The following is a 23,006-nucleotide window of genomic DNA, read 5'->3' on the forward strand; positions in this document are numbered from 1 at the left end:
AGGCACAATCCTGGCTAGGTTGATTTTGTCGTCGGTAGGATAGCCCATTGGTCTTTTAAGTTGTGAGACAGTTATCGCCTCTATTCTTATATCACGGTTGTCCTGTAGCGTCAACAGAAAACTTCGGCAGCCTCGGTTTTCGCTTGACCCGATTGATGAACACTGCTATAGTAATCATTCTATAGCAGCAGGGACATCAAAACCCACACGCCAAACGGGAGGCGGCAATTATGTACGAAGCAGAACAGTTTCCCACAATGAGCGAACGAGAAAAATACCTATTCGATCTGCAGGGCTTTATCGTTGTTAAAGATCTTCTCTCAACCGACGAGGTGAAACGCCTGAATGAAGCTGTTGATGCGAACATAGACAAACATAGCGAACACGATCTCCGCGCAGTTGGTCCACAGTTGGAAGGAAAGTACCTCCGCAGTCGTATCAGCGGTATGCTAACTTGGGAACACCCTTGGTGTCAGCCCTTTCGTGATCTGTTAGCTCATCCCAAACTCATCCCTTACCTCAATACCCTGCTGGGGCGAGGTTGGAAGTTGGATCATGAGCCAGATATACTGACTGCCACAGCCGGTACCGAAGGTCTGCGCCTTCATGGCGATGGCAATGTTACTTTCAACGGATCTCGCTTCTACGCCTACCAAAACGGCAGAATGCGGTGCGGTCTGATCAATTGCCAGTTTTACATGACAGATGTGAACCCTGGCGATGGCGGTCTATGCGTCATACCGGGCAGCCACAAAGCGAACTACTCCTGTCCCGAAGACATCCTGTTGTGGGAAGCCAACCGGGAAATTGTCTACCACATCCCCCTTTCAGCTGGCGATATGGTGATCTTCAACGAAGCAACCACGCACGGCACCCTTCCGTGGAAGGGAAAAGGTGAGAGACGCACCGCACTCTATCGCTATACTCCCAAGTACCTCCACTATCATGGTGGCTATTACGAGGCAGACATGCCGGAGTGGGTCTCTGAATTAACTGAAGCCCAACAGGCGGTGCTGGAGCCTCCATACATTTATCACCGACCGCTGATTGAGGCAGATGGCACCACGCTAGTGAGACCTCGTCGAGAGGGAGAGTAAGCCCCTCGATTGGTCCGGAATCCAAAGAGGGAGATGAGCTATTGAAAGACGCTTTAGGAGGAGTTTATGTACAATCTCAACGGAAAAGTTGCCTTGGTAACAGGTGCGGGCGGTGAATATGGCATTGGTCGTGCGATCGCGACACGCCTCGCCAAGGAGGGTGCCGATGTCATCGTCAATGACATTGTCGATAATCCTTATGCCCACGACTCAAGCGATTGGGAGGGAGCCCATTCGGTCGTCCGTGAAATTGAAGGGTTCGGTCGACAGGCAATAGCTATCTTAGCAGATGTGTCCGACGCCGATCAGGTGGATGCATTGGTGAATGAAGGCGTTGAGCGGTTCGGGCATATCGACATCTTTGTGAGCAATGCTGGCTCTCGTCCTGGTCCTGACCGCGTGCCGGTAGTTGAACTGGAGGAAGAAGCGTGGGACACCGTGCACAAGATCAACCTCAAAGGGACTTTTCTCTGCTGTAGAGCGGTTGCCCGACACATGATAGACCGCGGCGGGGGCGGAAAGATTATCACCATGTCTTCCGTGTCGGGCAAAACTGGTTCAGCACGTTTCGCAGCGTATGCCGCTTCCAAATTCGGAGTGATCGGCTTCACGCAAGCCTTGGCACAAGAATTAGCGCCTCATCACATTAACGTGAACGCCATCTGTGGAGTTACATAGCGGCTGCCCTATCGCAGGAGGATATATCCGGCGAAGAGTGGCGGGCGAGTGGGCGGCACGATGAGGCGATGAGACAACGTGATTCGAGGGTTCCCTTAGGGCGCGTTGGCGTGGGCGAAGATGTGGCAAAAACGGCAGCTTTCCTCGCTTCGTCCGAATCCGATTATCTCACGGGTCTCGCTATCAACGTTGCCGGTGGTTCAGCGATGGGTTGAAAACGCAAATTAAGTTGCTTTGAATCCCGATGAAATCGGGGGAAATTTATGTACAATCTTAATGGAAAAGTTGCCCTAGTGACAGGGGCAGGTGGTGAACACGGCATTGGTCGTGCGATCGCGACACGCCTCGCCAAGGAGGGTGCCGATGTCATTGTCAATGACGTTGCCAGCAATCCTTACGCCTACGATTCAAACGATTGGGAGGGAGCCCATTCGGTCGTCCGTGAAATTGAGGCGTTGGGTCGACAGGCAGTAACCATGTTAGCAGATGTATCCGACGCCGGTCAGGTAGATGCACTGGTGGATGAGGGTGTTGATCAGTTCGGGTATATCGACATCTTTGTGAGCAATGCCGGCTCGCGTCCTGGTCCAGACCGTGTGCCGGTGGTTGAACTAGAGGAAGAGGCGTGGGATACCGTGCACGAGGTGAACCTCAAAGGAACCTTTCTCTGCTGTAGAGCGGTCGCCCGGCACATGATAAACCGTGGTGGTGGTGGAAAGATCATTACTATGTCCTCCATGCTGGGTAAACAGGGTTCGGCACGTTCCGCAGCGTATGCCGCCTCCAAATTCGGAGTGATCGGCTTCACGCAAGCCTTGGCACAAGAATTAGCGCCTCATCACATTAACGTGAACGCCATCTACAGAGCGGGTGAGTTACATAGCAGCTGCCCTATCGTCGGAGGATATATCCGGCGAAGAGTGGCGGGCGAGTGGACGGCACGCTGAAGCGATGAGACAACGCAATTCGAGTGTTCCCTTGGGACGGGTTGGCGTAGGGGAAGATGTGGCAAAAACAGCCGTTTTTCTCGCTTCGTCTGAATCCGATTATCTCACGGGCCTCGCTATCAACGTCGCCGGTGGTTTAGTAATGAGTTGACAACACAAATTAAGTTGCTTTGAATCCCGATGAAATAGGGGGAGGAATCGTATGGACATTCCAAGAGACAAACTACTTGAGATCTACGAGCGGATGCTCACCATCCGCAAGTTCGAGGATCGGGTGCACGACGAATACGCCGCCGGACGGATTCCGGGTTTCGTCCACCTTTACGCAGGGGAGGAAGCGGTGGCGGTCGGCGTCTGCGCCCACCTATCCGATGCGGATAATATCACTAGCACCCATCGTGGTCACGGTCACTGCATCGCCAAGGGTGTCAGTGTTATGGACGCGCTACCGGTGCCTGCAAAGGTAAGGGCGGCTCCATGCATATTGCTGATATAGACCGGGGGATGCTCGGTGCTAACGGCATTGTCGGCGGCGGTGTCCCGCTGGCTTGTGGGGCAGCACTCACGGCACAGGTACAGGGTAGCGGAGCAGTTGCTGTCAGTTTCTTTGGCGATGGTGGTGCCAACGAAGGCACCTTCCACGAAGGCTTGAACTTGGCAGCTATCTGGAAACTCCCCGCGATATTCGTTGTGGAAAATAACCGTTACGCCCAATCAACTAGCGTGAAATACGCCTCTGCCGGCGGCGACATCGCCGCACGTGCCCAAGCCTACGGCATCCCCGGCGTTACTGTTGATGGCTTGGATCTCTTCGATGTTTACGAAACGACCGGCGCAGCGATTGATAGGGCAAGGGCGGGAGAAGGTCCCACACTGCTGGAGTGCCAAACTTATCGTTTTTATGGCCACTACGAAGGTGATACACAGGGGTATCGGTCGAGGGAGGAAATTGAGGCGTATCGGACCAAACATTGCGCCATCCAACGGTTCCGTGATCGTGTAACCGAACAAGGATTGTTAGGCGATGATGAACTGGACACCATTGATACACAGGTCGCCGACACTATTGAGGCGGCGGTCGAATTTGCTGCCAACAGTCCCTTCCCCGATGCGAGCGAAGTGACGACAGACGTTTACGTTAATTACGAGGAGGTGATATAATGGGCGAAGAACGTACAATGACCCTTGGATTGGCTATCCGTGAAGCACTTCATCAGGAGATGGAACGCGACGCTTCGGTTATTATTATGGGTGAGGATATCGTTGGCGGTGCCGGATCAGACGAGCCGGGTGCCGAGGATTCGTGGGGCGGACCGATGGGCATCACTCGCGGGTTGGTCGGCAAGTTTGGACGCGATCGGGTGCGCGACACGCCGATCAGTGAGGCGGGCTTTATCGGGGCAGCTGTTGGTGCGGCGGCAACGGGCTTACGCCCCATCGCTGCGTTGATGTTCATCGACTTCTTTGGTATACCCATGGATCAGATTTACAATCAGGGAGCGAAACTGCGCTACATGTTCGGTGGCAAGGCGAAGGTCCCGATGGTCGTCCGTGCGCTGATTGGGGCAGGGGTAAACGCGGCGGCACAGCACTCGCAGAGCCTCTACTCTATCTTCACACATATCCCCGGCTTAAAGGTGGTAATTCCTACCACGCCCTACGATGCCAAGGGGTTGATGATCGCTGCCATCCGGGACGATGATCCCGTGTTCTTCCTCGAACATAAGACGCTATTGGGGGAGAAGGGGCACGTGCCCGAAGAACCGTACACCGTCCCCTTGGGGGTGGCGGAAATTCGACGCGAGGGTAGTGATGTAACTGTCGTTGCCATTGCAAAGATGGTCACCGTAGCACTTTCTGCGGCGGAGACGCTTGAAGCCGAAGGGGTCAGTGTTGAGGTGATCGATCCACGGACGCTCAGTCCGTTGGACGGTGGAACCATTCTGGATTCGGTCGAGAAAACAGGTCGCCTCGTGATTGTCGATGAGGACACCCCGCGGTGCAGCCTTGCCACAGACATCGCAGCCTTAGCAGCAGATGAGGCGTTCTATAGCCTTGAGGCACCGATCAAGCGCATCACCGCACCTCATACGCCCGTTCCCTTCAGTCCGACGTTGGAGAATGCCTACATCCCCTCACAAGAACGGGTTGTGGCAACGATTCAGGAGGTGATGTCCGTATGACACCTATTGTGCTTCCCAAATCAGGTTTCAGCAGCGAGGCGTCAACGGTTATCGGATGGAGTGTAGCGGAGGGAGACCGCGTTGAAGAGGGGCAACTCCTGTGTGAGGTCGAGACCGAAAAAACAACCATTGAGATTACTGCCCCTGCATCGGGGCTCCTACGCAAGATACTGATCCACGAAGGGGAAAAGCGTCCCGTGGGTGTGACGATGGGTTTTATCGGTGAAGCGGATGAGCCCATCCCTGAAGTTGAGGAGGTTCCACTCCCAACTCCTGAAGCGACCCAGGTCAGCACAGCTCCGAGTCCATCAACGCGCCCACGTCGCGCGACAACAGGTCGGGTACGGGCATCCCCCGCCGCCCGCAAACTCGCAGCGGAGCATGGAATTGACCTAGCAGAACTATCGGGTAGCGGTCCCGGTGGTGCGATAACGACCGGGGATGTGGAACATGCAGTCGAAGCCAGCCGGGCGGCGTCAGATGCTGAATTGGTGCCAATGAGTTCGATGCGTCGTGCCATCGCTCGGATGACGCAAGAGAGTTTCCAAAGTGCCCCGCACTTCTACCTGACATTAGAGGCGGATGCGGCGTCGCTTTTGAATGACCGGCCAGAGGGCATCTCAATCACCCACTGTTTCGTCAAGGCAGTTGGTCTAGCACTCCGCGAGTTCCCTCAAATGAGAGCGCAGGTTGAGGGTGACGCGTTTGCTATCCCTCATGCAGTGAATGTTGGGCTGATCACCGCCGTGGAGGACGGGCTGGTTGTTCCTGTGATACGCGATGCTGATCAACGTCCCCTCGCCGAGATAGCTGAAACCGTGCGTTCGCTGGTCGATGGGGCGCGGTCTGGAAAGCTTTCGGCGGATGATGCATCCGGTGCAGGGTTTAGCATTACGAACTTGGGGATGTACGACATTGAAACCTTTCATGCCATCATCCACGCACCGGAAGCGGCGATTCTCGCTGTTGGGACGATTGTGGAGAAGCCTGTGGTCAAAGATGGGCAGGTAGTGCCCGGGGTGCGGATGGCACTGACGCTGTCGTGTGACCATCGGGTCGTTGACGGTGTAATCGCCGCACAGTTTCTGGGACGATTGAAGCAACTGGTAGAGGATATATCGGCGTTGGAATGATACGCATTCGAGTCCTAAGAAGGTGAAAAGCACATTGGCAGAATTGATAAGTCTGAAGACGCTGACTGAGGGTAGCGGGACGGATCGCCGGAAAGCGAGGATTGCACTCGCGCAAAGCGATGATCCGGAGGCGTTGCAGCAACTGCTCAAGCAGTACTGGACATGGCACTTTGAGGAATCCTTAATGGAAGCCGTTCGGCTGTTGTTGGCGACAAATCTGGGTTGGGAACAGATGCGCCCTCTCACAACGCCGCCGATCGGAGAGGTCATCTCACCTATCGGTCATGCGCTCAATCACGCGGATCAAATCGTCCGTGATGCTGCTTTTCAGGTTTTGGATAGCATGGTTGACCTCCCCGCCGGGGAGGTGCTGATCGGTGAGGAATTGACTCCGCTCTGGGTGGAAGGATTCCAGATAGCTCGCTATCCGGTGACGAATGCACAGTACCAGCGGTTCATTCAGGCGACAGGGCATCGGCCTCCACAATCTTGGGAGGACGGAGCATATCCAGAGAAGAAGGGTGATCACCCGGTCGTGGAGGTGAGTTGTGAGGATGCGGAAGTGTATGCAGCGTGGACAGCTTGCCGATTACCCACCTTTGAGGAGTGGGAGCGGACATGCCGCGGTGACCATGGAAGTGTATTTCCGTGGGGAGATGAAATCGACAAACCGCGCTGCAACACCGTAGAACTTGGTGCGGGGGGGACAACCCCTATAGGCGCCTTCCCGGATGGAGTTAGCCCCTTCGGTTGTTACGATATGCTGGGTAACGTGTGGGAGTGGACAAGTACATGGTATGACGAAGATAATCCACACTTCCGCGTGGTCAGGGGCGGGGCGTGGTACTACAATCACGATTACAGCACCTGCACAAGTTACGACTTCTTCAGCAAGGAGTACACCGAATTTGTGATTGGGTTTCGCATCGCTCGATAGCGGGTTGCTCTTGTCAGTGTCAACAAACCGACGAATTGACGCGCTATCCCTTCTCTACTCCAACCGGTATCTTTGAGACCGGAATTTGACGGACATAGTTGACGAGCGGTTCTCCCATCCCATCAAAGCGAATTTCAATCTCATCCCCTGTCTGATAGGTCGGTCGATCCGGAAAAGAGAGTTTCATCGTCCCGAAGTAGTGCAGATGCACATCGCCGGGGATCCGAAAATGGGCATACTTGAAGTGATGATCCTCAAGATTGGCGAGGGTATGGCTCATGTTCGCTTCGCCCGTGAGGAGATCACCAGAATGATAGATCTCCTCCGATTCCCGCACGATGCGGCAACTGCCTCGAACATCGGTGAACGATTCATCGGTTACTAACTCCGGTCCGGCAGCACAGACGCGCATTTTCGAAAGCGCAAGCCACAGATAATTCACACGCTCCATCGGGTGATCTGCCCACTCGTTGCCAATTGTAAAACCGAGCCGACACGGAATCCCATCGTCGTCAATGACGTAGCAACCCACAATTTCCGGTTCCTCGCCGCCATCTTCTGAGAAGTCGGGAATATCCAGAAAGTCGTTGTGTCCCCGTAGAATTGTCCCGTTCCCTTTATAGAACCATTCGGGCTGAATCCCGCGCTCGCCGGGTGCGGGTTTGCCCTCTTTCAACCCCATCTCAAACATCTTCTGCGAATCTGTTTTCGTCCCCTCATCGGTGTCAGTGATTGTGTGCATCTGGTCGCGTGCCTCCATGCTACCGAGGTGCGTTAGCCCTGTCCCAGAAACTGTGCAGTGGGCTGGGTCCGGATGGTCAAATGGAGGCAAGATCCAACCGCTCGCATCCCCTGGTCGCCCGGTGAGAAGTTGATTATACAACACCTTATCTGCGACCTCAGTGGGGGTCGCTGCAAGATACACATCGATAGTCTGCCCGCTTCTGCGAGCCTCAAGGAAGAGGTTATAGATTCGCGTCCACTCCGCATTGATGCTGGTCAGGTCGACAACATGCTCGCCATCAATACATCCGATTCGCCTCCCCTTTTCTGGCAGTTGAAACTGAATCAATCTCATATTCCTAGCTCCTTTTCAGAAACCTCCTTATCCTTTTCGTTCATTTTCTGATTTTAAGCTGCCCCCATGATATTATCTGCTTCCCCTGTTGATGGACAGACAAATCTTTATCGGTAACTGTGATAACGAATATGGCTTCATCTTTCAGCGGAGGAACCCCATCATCGGTAACCGTGAGCGTAACGGTATAGGTGCCGGATTGCTTATAAACGTGCTCGACTGTTTCTTTCCGTTCAGCGCTAGAACCATCGCCAAAACGCCAAACGTAAGTTCTAATTCCGCTATCATCTTGCGAACTTGCGCCGTTTAACAAAACCGATTGACCTGTGAAAACTTTTGATGGGCTCGCTTCAATGACGGCAACGGGAGCTTCATTCAACTCTACCGGGCCGGTTATTTGGCCGTTTTTCGTGATTACGTCTAACTGGTTAGCGTCCGGGTCCGAAAGGAGAACCGCTGTAAATTTGAGTGTGGACGGATTAACATCGACCACGGCAAAAGTAATAGTTGCGAGGGTGCCGTCTCCGTTGGAGGCATCAGCCAGAGCGGTCGCCGCCAGTGTTACGTTGTTATCGGTGATGATCGGTGGGACTACAAAGACGCCCGCCGGCAAGTAATCGGCATTCTTTGTGTCCACAAGTGCAAGCGTATTTGGATTGAACTCCACTGTGACTTGATAAGCGGCAACATTTTCCCCATTGGTGATGACCACATCCACGGAAAATTCCTTGCCAGCAGCTGGAGACTCTATCTCTAACGGTTGGATAGATACGGTGGCTCGTGCGAAAACTAATGACGGAATCGCTAGGAAGATAGCCATCGCACAAATCACCTTGAATCTCAATGGACTTGGGGAGGTAAGTTGCTTTGAATTCTGATCCCATTGGGGTTGTAAGCGGTTTCTCATACAATTATTCCTCCTTCGGATACGCAGCCCAAGCCTTCGTGTGGAGAAATGCCAGATCTGATTTGATCGGAACGACTGAAAGTTCGATTATAGCATACCCACTAGCCCAGCCGCAATGCTAAAATTCGGTTAAGTTTCGTGCCTCATGATACCCTTTGTCACGTACTTTATCGCTTTTTGAACAATCCTCCCGTACAGATTACCATTGATAAATTACAGGTTTTTTTGATACAATTCCATCAATCCGAACAGATGAACTGGAATGTAATGTGTCATGTCAAATAAAACTCTTGATCAACTTCTTACTGTTTTCACCCTTCTCCTTGATGTTTGTTTCATCAGCGCATCAGTTTTCGTTGCGTACTGGCTCCGATTTGAATCGGGATGGCTAGACGGGGTCGCCATCCATAAGGGCGCTCCCCCTCCACTCGATTACTATTTCCAACTCATCCCACTGATGGGGTTCATCTGGATCCTTGTGCTTCGAGGGATTGGGCTTTATCGGATTGAGGGGCGCATTACACTTGAAACAGTAGCGTCCATCTCAAAAACGGGGGTGATCGCATCAATTGCCACACTCGGCGCGATTTTCTTTATCTATCACAACCACCAATATTCGCGTTGGGTGATGATCTTATCATGTGTGCTGAGTGTTATTCTCCTATCTCTCAACCGATTGGTAATCCAGCGTTTCAAAGAGGCAATCCAGCAGTTGGGTGTTGGTATTAGTCGTGTCGCAGTTGTCGGTTTTAACACAACGACGCAACAACTGATTCATTCGTTTGAAGAGAAAACAAGCAGCGGCTACCAATTTGTCGGTGTCCTGCTCGGTGGACTGCCTCCCTCACAGCCGATCTCTCACCGCATTCTTGGTGAGTTCACGGAGATTCGGAGCCTCGTCCAGAAGTATCGAATTGACGAACTTTTTATTACCTCGCCGGCGATTTCCCACACAGAGATTTTGCAGATTGTAGATGTGTGCGAGGGGCTATCTGTACGGCTGCATCTGCTCCCAGATTTCTATGAAGTGATGATTGGTCGCACACGGGTGGCGGATTTTGATGGCATTCCCGTGGTCAGGTTGAAGGAACTACCGCTTCAAGGTTGGCGTGGGATGATTAAACGCGGAATGGACATCCTGTTGAGCAGCATTGCGCTGATTGTTTGCAGTCCGTTAATGCTCAGCATAGCTGTCGCTGTGAAGCTCTCGTCGCCGGGAAGGGTTATTTTTCGACAGGAACGGGTAGGACGGGATGGTACACCTTTTTATATCTATAAGTTTAGATCGATGCGACAAGATGCCGAGGTGGGCGTTGGACACGTCTGGGCTTCAAAAGATGACCCACGGCAGACATGGCTCGGTAGGTTTCTAAGGCGTTGGTGTTTAGATGAACTCCCTCAATTTTTCAACGTCTTTAAGGGAGATATGAGTTTGGTTGGTCCTCGCCCGGAGATGTCAGGATTGATTGATGATTTCAGTAAATCGATCCCACATTACTTGGATCGGCATCGCGTCAAATGCGGACTCACCGGCTGGGCGCAGGTCAATGGACTCCGTGGGAATACCTCATTGGAGGAGCGTATCCGTTATGATCTGTACTACATCGAAAACTGGTCAATCGGCTTTGACATCAAGATTCTTCTCAAGACACTCTGGTCAATTAAACGCGCTCCACAGCGGGATACAGAAGGATAACCTGTCCACAGGGTGTAGGAGTTTATAGGTAGGAGGAAAGCACACCTTGGAACATAATTCAATACACATCAACTATGTTAAAGAGTTTACTAAACTCAGTCTCTGGTTTGTCCATAAGCGTCTTCGCGAAGAGGAAAGCGACTTTGAAACGTTGGTGAATGGTCGGGTAAATATTTACCGGAATACGTCGCTTTACGACGGCAAACACCACCCAGTCAACGGGGAGGCTGCCCCGGAGTGGACGGGGATTCTAAAAGAACTGCGGAGGGTTTTTGACCGTTACATGGAGGCACCGTCCACCGAGCAGCTTGAGGCAACGGGATTAGACCTCTTGTTGCTCTATCTGAAGAAACGCCCGGATACGCTGCCACCGCCGGAGACCCGTCCCTACGAGTGCTGGAGTTACGACTACGGCGGAAATCAGCTCAACATCCACATCCTCAACGTCTATCAACCTCGATCTCCTCTGAGCGATATGTGGATTCCATTTGCTGCGTCCCTGATTCGATTGCTGCAGGACTCTCAGGTTCGGCGTCCCGATGTTGAACTCGTCCGCTGCGGAAGCTGGCTCAATTCCGTGCCGCCGTTCCAGAAGTTGTTTCCAGAGCGTTGGAAACAGAGTGCGGAACCGAGACCGGAGGTTCGTTACACCATGGGGCACTGGGGACAGTTTACAGACCGGCTGGGAGATTTTCACGCCCGGAACGGTGCGCTATTCCGGGAAACAGGGGAATTTCCGTTTGCTAACTTGCGTTGCGAGTGCCCTATCGACGAGGTTCTCGCTTATCTGAAGGACAACTTCCCAGATACAATGGAGTACAATAGGCAGCGGATGGGTGTGCCGCAGGATGCAAACAATATTAAGACTAGCTCCTAGCGCATATATGAAATGAGGACTGTAAAATGGCGAGGATAGAAGGATTCAGAGTCAGAAACTTTAAGGCACTCAAGGATGTGACACTGGGCCGCCTAGGGAACGAATATCAAAAACAACCGCTCACCCCCATGACGGCGGTTATTGGCAAGAACGGGGTCAGGAAAAGTGCCCTATTTGATGCTTTTGGGTTCCTTGCTGATGCCCTCAAGTCCGGTGTCGAGGAAGCCTGCGATGCACGAGGGCGCGGCGGCTTCGAGAAAATACAGACACAAGGGGAAACAGGCCCCATTGAGTTCGAGGTGTACTACAGAGAACACGGGAATGTACGGCCCATTACATACCAGATTGACATAGCGATAGACGGGTCTGGACGCCCTTACGTCCAACAGGAACGCCTCAGACAGAGACGAAAAGGTCAAAAGCGTGGGCAGTAACCGCTCTCTTTTTTATTTCTCAATGGTGGCAAAGGTGTGGCATGGAAAGGGGAACAGGAGGGACGTGAGATTAACGAAGAAGATGAAAAAATGGAGCAACTAGATCTCTTCATAGAGTCAATAAGAGCAGAGGAACCTAACGAGACCGAGACTATCGAATTGGAGGACCTGCGTAAGCTCGGTATTGCTACCCTCGGTGCCTTAAAACAACACCCGCGAATTTCTGCCTTTCGCCGTTTCATCGAAGGTTGGCATCTGAGTTACTTCACTCCGGATGCCAGAGACGACTTATTGAATAGTTATGAAAACGACTCAATTTGCGGCACATGGGAGCGTCTTGCCGATGCAGTATTCGAAGGCGGCGCAAACAGACTGAGAAAGGAGGGGTGGAGATCGGTTGGCAGGGAAAAATCAGCATGGGCGGAACACATCACCCCACACATGAACGTTGAGGTTAACAAATCGCCCAGTTTCTGCTACTTTCGGCAGAAGATACAAGAACTGATCTGAGTATCCATTTAGGAGAACGCAATATAGAACATGAGTACTATTGAAACTCATATTGACCAAAACACTATCCAAGCCATAACACAACTGATCGTTGAACGCTTTAACCCGGAACAGATCATACTCTTCGGCAGTCATGCTCGCGGGGAGGTTGGCGAGCACAGCGATGTGGATCTATTGGTTGTGCTGCGTAATGATGCAGGGCGGTCGCAACGCGGTAATCCAGTTCGTCGGGCGATTGCCGAGCGTTTTGTTCTGCCCGTTGATGTCATTACCCGCTCCCCCGAAGCCCTCGCCGCGCAGCGCAATGACCCGTATTCATTTATTCACAAGGTTCTGAAAGAAGGAGAAGTGTTGTATGAAAGACGTGCAGCCTGAGTGGCCAGGGTTTGAAAAGGCAGAAGTGGCTCATCGAGCATTGGGGACGAAGATCCTGAGAATCCTAAAATCCTGTAAATCCCAATTCAGACAGTTGCCACGATCCACTGGTCAATGTAGGCAATCGAACCGATAATTAACGGCCAAACAAGCGTTTCCAGAAAGATGGCTTTCGATTATCTTCTATCAAGAGTTGGACCTGATCCGTAACCTGTTGGATCGATCTGTGAGAGACAGCTAACAGTTGAGAAAGACGCTCTATATGCTGATTCATGGCCTCAATTTGGTTGTCTCGGTTGGCTAATAATTCTCGCAAGTGTCTTGTTTCATCCTGCAAGTGTTCAAGGGCTAGCTGAGTATCCATCTGGACATTAGGGTTTAGATAGTGTTCAAATGTGCTATCGACTTGAACGTACCATTTCCCGTCTACCTTTTCGCCGTTTAGTTTGCCACTTTTGAGCCAGCGCCTGACATTCTTAGATGAAAGATTCAGTTTTCGAGCGGCTTGATTGACCGTTAGTTTGGTGTCCATGTAGATACCAACGCAGATAAGTTCAGCGCCGTTTCAGAAGGGATGACCGGTCGATGCATAAGGAACTACTAGAATGAATTCAACCCAAAAGATATACCGCCTCGGCGTTGACATCGGCGGCACCTTCACCGACATCGTCCTGATAGGGGACGATGGCACAGTGCTGACGCAAAAAGTGCCCTCCACACCAGACAATTACGCAGAAGGCATAGCTACAGGATTGCCACCGTTGCTGCCGCGTCAAATCGCCGAAGTCGTGCACGGCACAACGGTGGCGACCAACACGATTTTGGAACGTAAAGGCGCTTTGACTGGTCTTATCACAACAAAGGGCTTCCGGGACGTGCTTGAAATTGGACGCCTACGCTACCCTCGTCTGTACGATTTGACGTGGGAGAAGCCGATCCCATTGGCGTCAAGACGTTTACGGCGCGAGATTGCGGAACGCATTGGTGCGAACGGTGAAATCGTGCAGCCGTTGGATATCAAAGGGGCACGGGAGGTGATTCGATGGATGCTGGCACAAAACATTGAATCCCTTGCGGTTTGCCTCATCAACGCCTACATCAATCCTGATCACGAGCGGCAGTTGGGTGAACTCATCCACGAGTTAGCACCAGACCTACCCGTTTCCCTGTCCTGTGATGTCCTGCCCGAAATCAAAGAGTATGAGCGAACAAGCACAACCGTTATCAACGCTTACCTACAACCCGTCGTCAATCGCTATCTACACTCGCTATCCGACCGACTGAACCAACAGCTAACTTACACAGATGACGCGTTCCCGCTCTATGTCATGCAGTCTAACGGCGGGGTCATGTCCGCTGAATCCGCTGCCGAGATACCCATCCATATCATCGAATCAGGACCGGCGGCGGGGGTCATCGCCTCACTCACGCTTGCAGAACGTGTCGGTTTAACGAATGTTTTGACGCTCGACATGGGCGGCACTACGGCAAAGGCATCGCTAATCGAAGATAGGCAGATCCTGCACTCGCCGGAATACCAAGTCGGCGGGGGTGTCTCGGTCGGCACCCGTTTGAGCAAAGGAGGAGGCTATCCGTTGCGTGTACCCGCGATTGACATTGCTGAGGTCGGTGCGGGCGGTGGAAGCATCGTGTATCTGGACACGGGTGGGGCACTACGGGTCGGTCCACAAAGCGCGGGTGCGGTCCCTGGTCCCGCATGTTATGCGTTGGGCGGAGAAGAACCGACGCTCACCGATGCCAATGTGGTGCTCGGTTACCTCAATCCAGAGCATCTCGCAGGCGGTGCGCTCCCACTGAACGCAGAAAAAGCGCATCAAACCCTGCACGACAAAATTGCTGTCCCACTCAACTTGAGCATGCCTGACGCTGCTCATGGTGTCTATCGTATCGCCGCGGCGAATATGGCGCGGGCGGCACGAGCCGTATCATTAGAGCGCGGACGCGACCCACGCGAGTTTGTGCTGTGTGCTTTCGGCGGCAACGGTCCCCTACATGCGACAGAATTGGCAGAATCGCTCGGTATGAGGCGCATCCTGGTTCCTCCCTCTCCCGGACTCTTCAGTGCGTTCGGATTGCTCTACGCAGACATCGCCTATCACCTCGTCCAGACCTACAAGCGTTTGCTCTCTGAACTGGACATAGATGATTTCAAAGAGACATTGGGACGATTGGAAGTCTCGGCGCGAGAGGGATTGATGGCAGAGGGAGAAAACGCTGCACAGGTCGTCTTGCAGCGTGCGGTAGATCTGCGCTATGCGGGACAATCGTCCGAACTGACGCTGCCCATCGTTGAGGCAAATATCGGACAGCCGCAGTTCTTCCATACATTAGGTGAACGGTTTGCCGCCGATCACGAACGTACCTACGGCCATCGCGCCCCTGATGACCCAATAGAGGTTGTCAACCTGCGCTTGACCGCCACCATCCCGACTGCCAGATCCCAGTTCTCATATCTCCAACCTTCAAGCTCTCAATTTTTAACCTCAAACCGGCGTTGTTACTTTGGTGGGGAGACCGGCTGGCTTGAGGTGCCGGTGTTATCTCGTGAGGGGTTAGGCAGCAAATCTGAAGATGGGCCGTTCATTGTCGAAGAGTATGACACAACAATTCTGGTGCCACCACGTTGCACCGCACGGCGAGATGAATGGGGAAATGTAGTCATTGATATGGCAGTGTGAAAAGGAGCATCTCGCTTTCTCCACTTTACGTTGGATTCATCACTACAAAAACGATAAGGGCACAAAATGAGTTACTTAACTGTCGAAGAACTAAACATAGAGAATCGAGACGCAGCGCTATCCTTGATAAATGAGGCTTACGACAATGTGCACGGATTTGAGCTACTTACCCCGACTGATTTGGACTCACTGAAACAGTCGGGTTCCTTCGCGCTCGGTTCTAGGAATGGCAAGTTAGTCAGTTTCGCATATAGTTCTATGGTGGAGGAGGGGTTGGGAGAAATTCGTTGGGCGGGTGTACCCGACAACTTCCGGGGCGAATGCCACAGCCTTCCCCCGATGCGGGCATGTATCAAATACCTCAAAGATAAAGGCGCAAAGCAGATTGGTGTGGCGAACTGGCTGGATGCCCCGTATCGTGAGATGTTGAGCGACTTTGAACAAGACGGGATTGAAGTTGAACATGACCACCTTATCCTACGGCTCGACATGCGGAACTATACGCCTCAACCGCCGCCGATCAAAGCGGGGTATAGACTGCGAACATTTCGAGAAGGCGATGAGCAAACTTGGGCGGATGTCAAGAATGTGGTGTTTGGCAGTTCATCGACACCAGAGGAGTTCTGGACCCAAACTTTCTCGGGTGTCAACAAGAAACTAGATTTTGCTCCGGAGGGATTCTTCTTTGCCGAAAAGGATGGAGAATCTGTCGGTATCTGCGCGGGCATCGTTCTGCATGAGCGAAAACAGATTGGCGGAACGTTCCCCGGCGTCATCGGTTGGACAGGCGTCCATGAAGACCACAGAGGCGTCGGACTCGGGAGAGCGCTGATGGTTAGTTCTTTGAATTACCTACATGACCGGGGTATCGCCGTGACGGAGATTGGCACCCAGTTTTATCGAACAGCAGCGGTGAATCTATATGAAAACCTTGGCTTTCACATTTACACCGCCTGGTTTACCATTTAATCCGTTCAAACACATCCGGGGTACTCCCTACCCCGCAAGAGCGGAAAGTCCCGCTTTTGATCTGGATCGCCAACCCATTTGGAATCCGCTCGCATGTAACTAGTTGCAAGCCCCCGACGGCGATGCGGCGTCCGATTTTCGCCACTGCCGTGGACGGTCAAACTGTGATGAAAACTACAACCGCCAGCCTTCAGCACCACTGGCACCGCTGCTGATTCGTCTATACCTTGGGCGTGCAGGAAATCCTGCCGCTCATGGGGCCAAATCCCTTTCTTGTAACTGCCGGGGAGCAACCGCACACAACCGTTCTCTTCTGTTGCATCGTCCAACGCTGTCCAGCAACTCACAAGTGTCGGCGGATCCACAGAAGTCCAGTAAGCCGAATCCTGATGCCAAGAAACAATCGAACCGTGGAAAGCAGGTTTCATCAGGGTCTGGGTGTGGAAGAGTTTGATGTCCTCCGTACCAAGCAGCTTCTCAACGATGTCTAGGATTTTCGGGTTGCTGGCATGGTCAAAAACTACTTCATCGTAACGATGGGGATCCAAGAGTTGCCAGACCTTGTCACGACGAGGCACATTCTCAAGTTCACCCCTCTGGGCGGCGGCTTCCAGCCGTATTCCCGCCTTCTCCGCATTGGGATGTGATCCATCCGCTAGGGCATCCATCCGCTCACGCAAGGCTTCTAATATTTCCTCTGACAACAAAGGTCCATAAATCACAAATCCATCGCGTTCATAATCCGCTTTCTGTTTCTCCGTTAAACTCATCTGAGTCCCCTTGTATGTTTATAGTAGATTTTAGAATTATTTAGATACTTCCAATGCACAGCCAACCCCCTAAATCCCCCTTATCAGGGGGACTTTGGAGACTTCGCGTTATTGGTAAATGTCTACTTATTTCTCCGATTCACTATAGTTTTCGTTCTTGCTAGTTTAACAACCCGCCCGGACACTTTATTTATCGACACAAGCCCCTCATTGTAACGTAAGTTGCTCGTTGATGAACTGCAAGTTGAGCGTAAGCGAAATCCCGATTCATCGGGACATCCGCAGCCAACACGGTAGGGGGCGTACCCTCCGAATCGCGACTCACCCAACGCGATGTTGCTCAAGGAGAGCCATGTTCGGCTCAAAGCCGATGCCCGGTCTCTCCGGCACCGTCACGTATCCATCCTTTTCCAATGACATTTGCGGGAGAAAGATTTCACCCCGTAACGGATCCACAGCAGGCGGATAATACTCAAGCATCAAGCCGTTTTGACGTGCCGCTGCAATATGCACCTGCAGTTCCTGCGCCCCATGGGGCGCAATCAACTTTTGATGGGCTGCAGATTCTTCCACCACCGCTAAAGCGGGTTCATAGCCTGCTAGGATCGCGACATCGATATTGAAAACATCTGCTCCCTGATAATCAATTAACGTTTGAAAGTGATGAACACCGTAGCCGTTTTCACCCGTTGAGATCAGGACATCGTAATCTTTAGCGACTGCCGCCAATTCCTTATGTCCCCGGTAATCGTGGCTAGAGATTGGTTCTTCAAACCAGAAAATATCGTTTGCTTTCAGCACGGGGAGAAACGCCATCGCTCGCTCAACAGTCAGAGCGCAATTGGCGTCTACCATCAAGGTAGTATCCGGTCCAATCTGCTGCCGCACTGCTTCTATCCGTTTGATGTCAGTGTCGAATCCCGCGTTTCTGTCCCCAATCTTCATCTTGACCGCAGTTGCCAGAAATTCGTTGACGTTACGGTCCATCTCCTCCCTCAACTCATCAAGCCCTTTACCTCTACCGTAGTATCCACCGGCGATATAGGCGCGAATCCGGCGCTGTTGGCCATCGAGTAACTGGTGAACTGACTTTCCCGCAACCTTCCCCTTGATATCCCAACATGCTTGGTTAATTGCAGCGAGTACCTGTGTGTGATAACCACCCGGACCATATATCTTAATATTATCTGCCAATTGAGACACATACGCGGTATCTATGGGGGACTTCCCTATCAACTGTGGCCTAAACTCGTCGACATACATTGGGAATATCTGAAGCGGTCGTGTCGCTGCTGTACCTCCATTGAAGCCGTAGCCAATAATCTCTTCTCTTCCGTTCCTTGCTCGCACGCGCACCAGATGAAGTCGTCCTTTGTCATAGACGTGCAGACCGTTCCAGATTGGCGGTTTATCCCATTCGTAGAGCTCGCTTTCGATATCTGTAATTTTGATTTCCTTATTTTCCATAGTAACTTTCAGCGGTTCCTTTACTTTTCCTCCAAGATAATCTGAATTTCGGCATCGACAAAATCATCGTTGAAATTGATGCTAGCAGTGATTAATCCAAGGGCTTCCAGTGGAGATATGTTATCCGTTATGCGTCGAATCTGTTTTGGATCTATCAGTTGTGAAAGTAGCAAGGCAGCAACCGGAGGCAGACGCTTCAATTCTGGAATCAAAAGACTTGGCTGAATCTGGATATGGCTGTGGCTGGGGCGATTTAAGGGGGCGGACATTTTTGTGTGAGCGAGTGCAACCTTCTTTCCGGTAAAGGCGTCGATAGCAGACTTCACCCCGCCGAGCGTTGTGCCGATGACCCAGTAATCATTGAGGAGCGCATATCCGCCCTTTAGACCGAAGATTAAACCGAATTGGAGTTGTATCGGTTGTAATTCAATCCCTTGGTACTTTATTGGAGCCGAAAATCGAAGTGGTTTACCGTTGATAGAAATCTTATTTCGTTTAAGTTTTGTTAAAGCGGCTTCTAAGTTCGCCCGGTCCTGAATTGGACAAATCAGGAGTACCGAAGGCACAAACGCAGGGACACCCGCCGGGGGAGGGAACAGTGCCAGCGCAGTTCTAGCTTCAAGATGGCGCGATAAATCAATACCATTTCGCTGATATTTTAAGGACAAATTGGTTTTCATCTGTTGCCACAACCCTATGAGATTTGTGCCGTTGCCTGTAATCAGGAATGCGGTTGTTGCGGGAAGGATCGAAAACAGTTTTTCGTCTGCCGGTCGTGAGGGTTGTCGGGGGTGCGAATTGGTGTTCCTAATCATTCGGTGTTGTGAGTAGATAACACCATTCTCGTAGCGATTGCTGAACGTCCACACATCGGTCCCCTGTAATAATGATTTGAGGGGTTGGTCAAACTTAACAATTTTAATAAGTTTGGCTGGATTGACATAAATAGTGTTACGAGCAGCATCATACTGTTTGCCCAGATAGTCTCCCGTCATCGCTAGTGCGGTAAAGCTCTGCTGCTGTTTGGCGTAGATGTCAACTGTATCCTGAATCAAAGATTTATCTGTTGCCAACAGACCAATCTTACCAATAAAGGCATAGCTAAAATCTTCCGGATAACCTGTGATGGTGTTGATGTCCAGCTGTCTATAACTCTCTTTCAGCCGTTTATATTTGGGATTGACGGGGGCTGTCGCTGTGAGTGTCGCAACCTCCAGTTTCTGCTGCGCTCCAAGCGCGCTGACGAGCAGAAATGAAATTTTGCCGCCTCGATTATAAACACTCAAAATCGTTTCTTCGCCTAGATATCCTTGAAGCCGCTTGAGGTCTAATTTGCCCCCCATTTCCAATTCCCACCGCTGCTTCTGATACATAAGTCTTCGCCACCAGAGTTCCCTTCGGATCTCTGCAAGGATAGGCATCTGCCCAGTCCGCTTCCCAAATTCGCTCCGTTGGAAGGTTTCGACGAAACTTCCAAGGTCCTTCACGCTGACATAACAGATCGGGGCATTGGGGAGGAGGGCAAGGAGACGCTGGTCCGGCTCCCAGAGAGACGTCCTACGATAAATCAGCGCAATCAGGACGAGGAGGATGACAATTACGCCGAAGATAATAAGCTGTGTTTTAGAGGGTTGAAATCTTATTCGTGGCAAAAGGGATTAGATGCGCGAAGAAGATCGGACGGTGATAATCCGGTTGAATTAATATCCCAAACCGTATACAATAGACACACGGTCTAATATACCATTACCCGCGGTCAACGTCAAGGACGAAAGCGTGGGGATAATGATCCAACAGTGAAACTCCTCAACGGATTCAGGAGGTCGTATGGAAACCTATCGTGTCGCAATTTTAGGCTGTCGCGGACGGGGTACCGCCGCAAGTCGCGCCTATCACGCCCATCCGCGTACCGAAGTGGTCGCATTGTGCGATCTGGTTCAGGAACGACTGGATACCCTCGGCGACGAGTTGGGTGTAGCCGCCCGGTTTACTGACTTGGACGAGATGATTGTTCGGACCCAACCCGACCTTGTCGCTATCCCGACGGGAACAGAGTTCCATTATCCACTCTGTATGCGGGTGTTGGAACACGGCGTCCATATTGAAGTTGAAAAGCCGATGTGCGTTGACCTTGAAGGCACTACTGCGGTGATGGCGAAGGCAAAGGAGAAGGGGGTTCGCGTAGCTGTACATCATCAGGGGCGCGTTGGTGCACTCATGCGGGCAATGCACAAGGCGTTCACGAAAGGGGCGATTGGCGAACTCCGTTACATCAATAGTCGTGGAAAAGCCTATTATGGTGGTTTGGGATTGATGAACATCGGTACGCATCAACTGAACAATATGCTCAAGTTTGCAGGACATTGTCGCAGTGTCTCCGCCGTCGCGCTGACCGATGGTCATTCCATCACGCCCGAAGACGTTGTCCCGTCACCGCTGGGTATGGGAACGATTGCGGGAGAATCGATCACCGCTACGCTGCACTTTGACAACGGTGTCACTGCGAATCTGCTGCAGCACCGTTTTCCGGGTGGTACGAATCCGGTGATGGAAATCGTCGGCACCGAAGGCAAACTATTCGGTTCGGCGTGTCTGCTCATCAAAGGCGGCGCGTGGCATCTGTCTCAACCTGTCTACATTCCAGAGGGGAAGCCTGACCAATGGGAACCGTTGGAGCCTGTCTACCCGGAACACTATGATCGCTCAAGTCCAGCCAAGTTAGATGATTACTGGTTCGTTGAAGAGTACGTTTCCGCCTTAGACCAAGACCGAGACCACGAATGCAGCGGTGCAGAGGGGCATCACATCGTGGACATTATGATGGGAATTTTTGAATCGGCGGCGTATGGGAAACGGGTTGACCTACCCCAAAAATGCCTTGAGCATCCACTACTCCGATGGCGACGCGAACAGGATTTAGCACCACCTGAACCGATGCCCCGTGACTATACCGAGTGGCTGGCGGCAGAAGATCAGCGACTCGGGCGGGGATAGGGAATCTCTACCCATTTTCTTAGGAAGTCGATCTCTCTATAACGGAAGGAAAGTTGATGAAGATTGAACAAATCGAGATATATCCGCTTGAAGCAAAATTATCGAAACCATTCGGCTGGTCTCAGCGATGGACAGACGCACGGATGCAAACCGTGGTAAAGATCACCGCTGATGACGGGACGTACGGTTGGGGCGAAAGTGGTGACGCACGGGCAATGGAGTTTCTCGCCCCACTGCTTATCGGCAAAAATCCTCGACGCACAGAGACAATGTGGCAGATGTTATATGAGCTTGGATATCAAGGTCACGGTTTTGCAGGGTCGCAGACGCTTGCTATCAGCGCATTTGACATGGCGCTGTGGGATATTGCCGGAAAAGTCGCCGGGTTGCCGGTGTGTGAGTTGCTAGGCGGTGGTGTACGTGACCGCATACCTGTGTACGCCACCGGACTCTACTACACGGAGGACGATTTTCCAGATGCTTTGACCGAAGAAGCGCTTGGATACGCTGAGGCAGGCTTCACGGGAATGAAAATGAAGATCGGTGGCAAGCCAATTGATGAAGATATTGAGCGGGTATATCACCTTCGTGAGGCGCTTGGTCCGCAAACACATCTTATGGTGGACGCAAACGAGGCTTACAGCCCAACAACGGCTGTTATGGTGGCTCAAAAACTTGCTGACGCAGACCTGATGTGGTTTGAAGAGCCGTGTGGATCTTACAATGATGGGGGCAATCTGCTTGTTCAACAATTGGGGTTAATGCCAATCGCCGGTGGCGAAAGCCTAAAATCGCGGTATGAGTTTGCCGAACGCCTCGCTAGCCGTATGTTTGACATTATTCAGCCGGACATCGCCATCGCCGGCGGAGTGTCAGAGATGTTCAAGCTCGGTCACATGGCAAATGCCTTTGGCGTCCACTTCAATCCGCACTTTTGGGGCACTGGTATTAGCCTGTCAGCGACACTGCACGTGTTGGCTTGTCAGCCATCGAACCCACCCTCCGACTGTCCTGAACCGTACATCAATCAATCTGTTATGGAGTTTGATCGGACACCCCACCCGATTCGAGAGAACCTCACTGATCCGATTTTTGGTCAGGTAGATAGCCACATCCCAGTTCCGACAACCCCAGGGCTAGGGATCGAGGTGATTGAAGAAGAAGCACACCGGTTCTTGGGCTGGGGACTGACTGCCCCGATTCGAGTTAGTGCATGATTTGCTAGTACTTTTTAATTTGCTGCAGTTTATGTGTT

21 protein-coding genes and 2 pseudogenes are annotated in these 23,006 nt (G+C 52.0%); 17 read left to right on the forward strand and 6 right to left on the reverse strand.

Annotation, left to right across the window (positions count from 1 at the left end; translation table 11 throughout):
* Positions 1–230: 230 nt before the first annotated feature.
* From J4G02_04175 to J4G02_04215, 9 genes and pseudogenes are all read left to right on the forward strand, one after another.
* On the forward strand, positions 231–1,097 hold the full coding sequence (locus J4G02_04175; GenBank protein MCE2393784.1) for a phytanoyl-CoA dioxygenase family protein: 867 nt from the start codon (positions 231–233) through the stop codon (positions 1,095–1,097).
* 66 nt (positions 1,098–1,163) lie between these two features.
* Entirely contained in the window at positions 1,164–1,775 is a 612-nt protein-coding gene (locus tag J4G02_04180) for an SDR family oxidoreductase (protein MCE2393785.1), read from the forward strand.
* Between the two features lie 68 nt (positions 1,776–1,843).
* Entirely contained in the window at positions 1,844–1,990 is a 147-nt protein-coding gene (locus tag J4G02_04185; protein MCE2393786.1) for an SDR family oxidoreductase, read from the forward strand.
* 48 nt (positions 1,991–2,038) lie between these two features.
* Complete coding sequence (locus J4G02_04190) at positions 2,039–2,722, forward strand: SDR family oxidoreductase (GenBank protein MCE2393787.1); 684 nt, start codon at positions 2,039–2,041, stop codon at positions 2,720–2,722.
* A 4-nt stretch (positions 2,723–2,726) separates the two neighbouring features.
* Positions 2,727–2,873, forward strand: coding sequence for an SDR family oxidoreductase (locus J4G02_04195; protein ID MCE2393788.1), 147 nt, complete (start codon positions 2,727–2,729; stop codon positions 2,871–2,873).
* A gap of 51 nt (positions 2,874–2,924) precedes the next feature.
* A pseudogene (locus J4G02_04200) lies at positions 2,925–3,883 on the forward strand (thiamine pyrophosphate-dependent dehydrogenase E1 component subunit alpha).
* Positions 3,883–4,905 (forward strand): alpha-ketoacid dehydrogenase subunit beta, encoded by a 1,023-nt coding sequence (locus tag J4G02_04205; protein MCE2393789.1) that lies wholly within the window; start codon positions 3,883–3,885, stop codon positions 4,903–4,905. Before J4G02_04200 ends, J4G02_04205 begins: the two are co-directional and overlap by 1 nt.
* Entirely contained in the window at positions 4,902–6,038 is a 1,137-nt protein-coding gene (locus J4G02_04210) for a 2-oxo acid dehydrogenase subunit E2 (protein ID MCE2393790.1), read from the forward strand. Before J4G02_04205 ends, J4G02_04210 begins: the two co-directional genes overlap by 4 nt.
* A 34-nt stretch (positions 6,039–6,072) precedes the next feature.
* Positions 6,073–6,975: an SUMF1/EgtB/PvdO family nonheme iron enzyme gene (locus J4G02_04215; protein ID MCE2393791.1), complete on the forward strand. Its 903-nt coding sequence runs from the start codon at positions 6,073–6,075 to the stop codon at positions 6,973–6,975.
* 43 nt (positions 6,976–7,018) lie between these two features.
* Here the strand turns inward: J4G02_04215 and J4G02_04220 are convergent, their stop codons facing one another.
* Positions 7,019–8,053 carry a sugar transporter gene (locus J4G02_04220; protein MCE2393792.1) on the reverse strand — a complete coding sequence of 345 codons (1,035 nt, stop codon included), beginning with the start codon at positions 8,051–8,053 and terminating at the stop codon, positions 7,019–7,021.
* Positions 8,054–8,093: 40 nt separating this feature from the next.
* Positions 8,094–8,558 carry a PKD domain-containing protein gene (locus J4G02_04225; GenBank protein MCE2393793.1) on the reverse strand — a complete coding sequence of 155 codons (465 nt, stop codon included), beginning with the start codon at positions 8,556–8,558 and terminating at the stop codon, positions 8,094–8,096.
* Between the two features lie 676 nt (positions 8,559–9,234).
* Between J4G02_04225 and J4G02_04230 the strand changes: the two genes are divergently transcribed.
* The 4 genes and pseudogenes from J4G02_04230 (at position 9,235) to J4G02_04245 (ending at position 12,852) form a co-directional block, all read left to right on the forward strand.
* Positions 9,235–10,656 carry an undecaprenyl-phosphate glucose phosphotransferase gene (locus tag J4G02_04230; GenBank protein ID MCE2393794.1) on the forward strand — a complete coding sequence of 474 codons (1,422 nt, stop codon included), beginning with the start codon at positions 9,235–9,237 and terminating at the stop codon, positions 10,654–10,656.
* Between the two features lie 46 nt (positions 10,657–10,702).
* Positions 10,703–11,533, forward strand: a complete 831-nt coding sequence (locus J4G02_04235) for a hypothetical protein (protein ID MCE2393795.1) — start codon at positions 10,703–10,705, stop codon at positions 11,531–11,533.
* 26 nt (positions 11,534–11,559) lie between these two features.
* A pseudogene (locus J4G02_04240) lies at positions 11,560–12,477 on the forward strand (AAA family ATPase).
* A gap of 30 nt (positions 12,478–12,507) precedes the next feature.
* Positions 12,508–12,852: a nucleotidyltransferase domain-containing protein gene (locus tag J4G02_04245; protein ID MCE2393796.1), complete on the forward strand. Its 345-nt coding sequence runs from the start codon at positions 12,508–12,510 to the stop codon at positions 12,850–12,852.
* Between the two features lie 136 nt (positions 12,853–12,988).
* Here the strand turns inward: J4G02_04245 and J4G02_04250 are convergent, their stop codons facing one another.
* A complete protein-coding gene (locus J4G02_04250; GenBank protein MCE2393797.1) occupies positions 12,989–13,384 on the reverse strand; it encodes a helix-turn-helix domain-containing protein in 396 nt (131 codons plus the stop codon).
* A gap of 73 nt (positions 13,385–13,457) precedes the next feature.
* Between J4G02_04250 and J4G02_04255 the strand changes: the two genes are divergently transcribed.
* Together J4G02_04255 and J4G02_04260 are read left to right on the forward strand one after the other, a co-directional pair.
* The gene (locus tag J4G02_04255) at positions 13,458–15,551 is read left to right on the forward strand and encodes a hydantoinase/oxoprolinase family protein (protein MCE2393798.1); all 2,094 of its coding nucleotides are present in this window, start codon (positions 13,458–13,460) and stop codon (positions 15,549–15,551) included.
* Between the two features lie 66 nt (positions 15,552–15,617).
* The gene (locus J4G02_04260; protein ID MCE2393799.1) at positions 15,618–16,520 is read left to right on the forward strand and encodes a GNAT family N-acetyltransferase; all 903 of its coding nucleotides are present in this window, start codon (positions 15,618–15,620) and stop codon (positions 16,518–16,520) included.
* Between the two features lie 5 nt (positions 16,521–16,525).
* On the opposite strand, the gene J4G02_04265 is transcribed toward J4G02_04260, so the two are convergent.
* From J4G02_04265 to J4G02_04275, 3 genes are all read right to left on the reverse strand, one after another.
* Positions 16,526–17,290, reverse strand: coding sequence for a phytanoyl-CoA dioxygenase family protein (locus tag J4G02_04265; protein MCE2393800.1), 765 nt, complete (start codon positions 17,288–17,290; stop codon positions 16,526–16,528).
* Between the two features lie 321 nt (positions 17,291–17,611).
* Positions 17,612–18,757 carry a mandelate racemase/muconate lactonizing enzyme family protein gene (locus J4G02_04270; protein MCE2393801.1) on the reverse strand — a complete coding sequence of 382 codons (1,146 nt, stop codon included), beginning with the start codon at positions 18,755–18,757 and terminating at the stop codon, positions 17,612–17,614.
* 20 nt (positions 18,758–18,777) lie between these two features.
* Positions 18,778–20,409 carry a hypothetical protein gene (locus J4G02_04275; protein MCE2393802.1) on the reverse strand — a complete coding sequence of 544 codons (1,632 nt, stop codon included), beginning with the start codon at positions 20,407–20,409 and terminating at the stop codon, positions 18,778–18,780.
* A gap of 175 nt (positions 20,410–20,584) precedes the next feature.
* On the opposite strand from J4G02_04275, the gene J4G02_04280 reads away from it, so the two are divergent.
* Together J4G02_04280 and J4G02_04285 are read left to right on the forward strand one after the other, a co-directional pair.
* Positions 20,585–21,751 (forward strand): Gfo/Idh/MocA family oxidoreductase, encoded by a 1,167-nt coding sequence (locus J4G02_04280; GenBank protein MCE2393803.1) that lies wholly within the window; start codon positions 20,585–20,587, stop codon positions 21,749–21,751.
* Positions 21,752–21,807: 56 nt separating this feature from the next.
* A complete protein-coding gene (locus J4G02_04285; protein MCE2393804.1) occupies positions 21,808–22,968 on the forward strand; it encodes a mandelate racemase/muconate lactonizing enzyme family protein in 1,161 nt (386 codons plus the stop codon).
* Positions 22,969–23,006 lie beyond the last annotated feature (38 nt).

It is taken from the genome of Candidatus Poribacteria bacterium, from assembly GCA_021295755.1.
In the GTDB taxonomy this organism is placed as follows: Bacteria; Poribacteria; WGA-4E; order WGA-4E; family PCPOR2b; genus PCPOR2b.

Excerpts from the sequence above, each read along its gene's own strand:
- J4G02_04210 (MCE2393790.1), top strand. The coding sequence starts at position 4,902 with ATGACACCTATTGTGCTTCCCAAATCAGGTTTCAGCAGCGAGGCGTCA.
- J4G02_04175 (MCE2393784.1), top strand. The coding sequence starts at position 231 with ATGTACGAAGCAGAACAGTTTCCCACAATGAGCGAACGAGAAAAATAC.
- J4G02_04270 (MCE2393801.1), bottom strand. The coding sequence starts at position 18,757 with ATGGAAAATAAGGAAATCAAAATTACAGATATCGAAAGCGAGCTCTAC.
- J4G02_04205 (MCE2393789.1), top strand. The coding sequence starts at position 3,883 with ATGGGCGAAGAACGTACAATGACCCTTGGATTGGCTATCCGTGAAGCA.
- J4G02_04220 (MCE2393792.1), bottom strand. The coding sequence starts at position 8,053 with ATGAGATTGATTCAGTTTCAACTGCCAGAAAAGGGGAGGCGAATCGGA.
- J4G02_04250 (MCE2393797.1), bottom strand. The coding sequence starts at position 13,384 with ATGGACACCAAACTAACGGTCAATCAAGCCGCTCGAAAACTGAATCTT.
- J4G02_04180 (MCE2393785.1), top strand. The coding sequence starts at position 1,164 with ATGTACAATCTCAACGGAAAAGTTGCCTTGGTAACAGGTGCGGGCGGT.
- J4G02_04265 (MCE2393800.1), bottom strand. The coding sequence starts at position 17,290 with ATGAGTTTAACGGAGAAACAGAAAGCGGATTATGAACGCGATGGATTT.
- J4G02_04195 (MCE2393788.1), top strand. The coding sequence starts at position 2,727 with ATGAGACAACGCAATTCGAGTGTTCCCTTGGGACGGGTTGGCGTAGGG.
- J4G02_04190 (MCE2393787.1), top strand. The coding sequence starts at position 2,039 with ATGTACAATCTTAATGGAAAAGTTGCCCTAGTGACAGGGGCAGGTGGT.
- J4G02_04230 (MCE2393794.1), top strand. The coding sequence starts at position 9,235 with ATGTCAAATAAAACTCTTGATCAACTTCTTACTGTTTTCACCCTTCTC.
- J4G02_04260 (MCE2393799.1), top strand. The coding sequence starts at position 15,618 with ATGAGTTACTTAACTGTCGAAGAACTAAACATAGAGAATCGAGACGCA.
- J4G02_04280 (MCE2393803.1), top strand. The coding sequence starts at position 20,585 with ATGGAAACCTATCGTGTCGCAATTTTAGGCTGTCGCGGACGGGGTACC.
- J4G02_04285 (MCE2393804.1), top strand. The coding sequence starts at position 21,808 with ATGAAGATTGAACAAATCGAGATATATCCGCTTGAAGCAAAATTATCG.
- J4G02_04255 (MCE2393798.1), top strand. The coding sequence starts at position 13,458 with ATGAATTCAACCCAAAAGATATACCGCCTCGGCGTTGACATCGGCGGC.
- J4G02_04245 (MCE2393796.1), top strand. The coding sequence starts at position 12,508 with ATGAGTACTATTGAAACTCATATTGACCAAAACACTATCCAAGCCATA.
- J4G02_04185 (MCE2393786.1), top strand. The coding sequence starts at position 1,844 with ATGAGACAACGTGATTCGAGGGTTCCCTTAGGGCGCGTTGGCGTGGGC.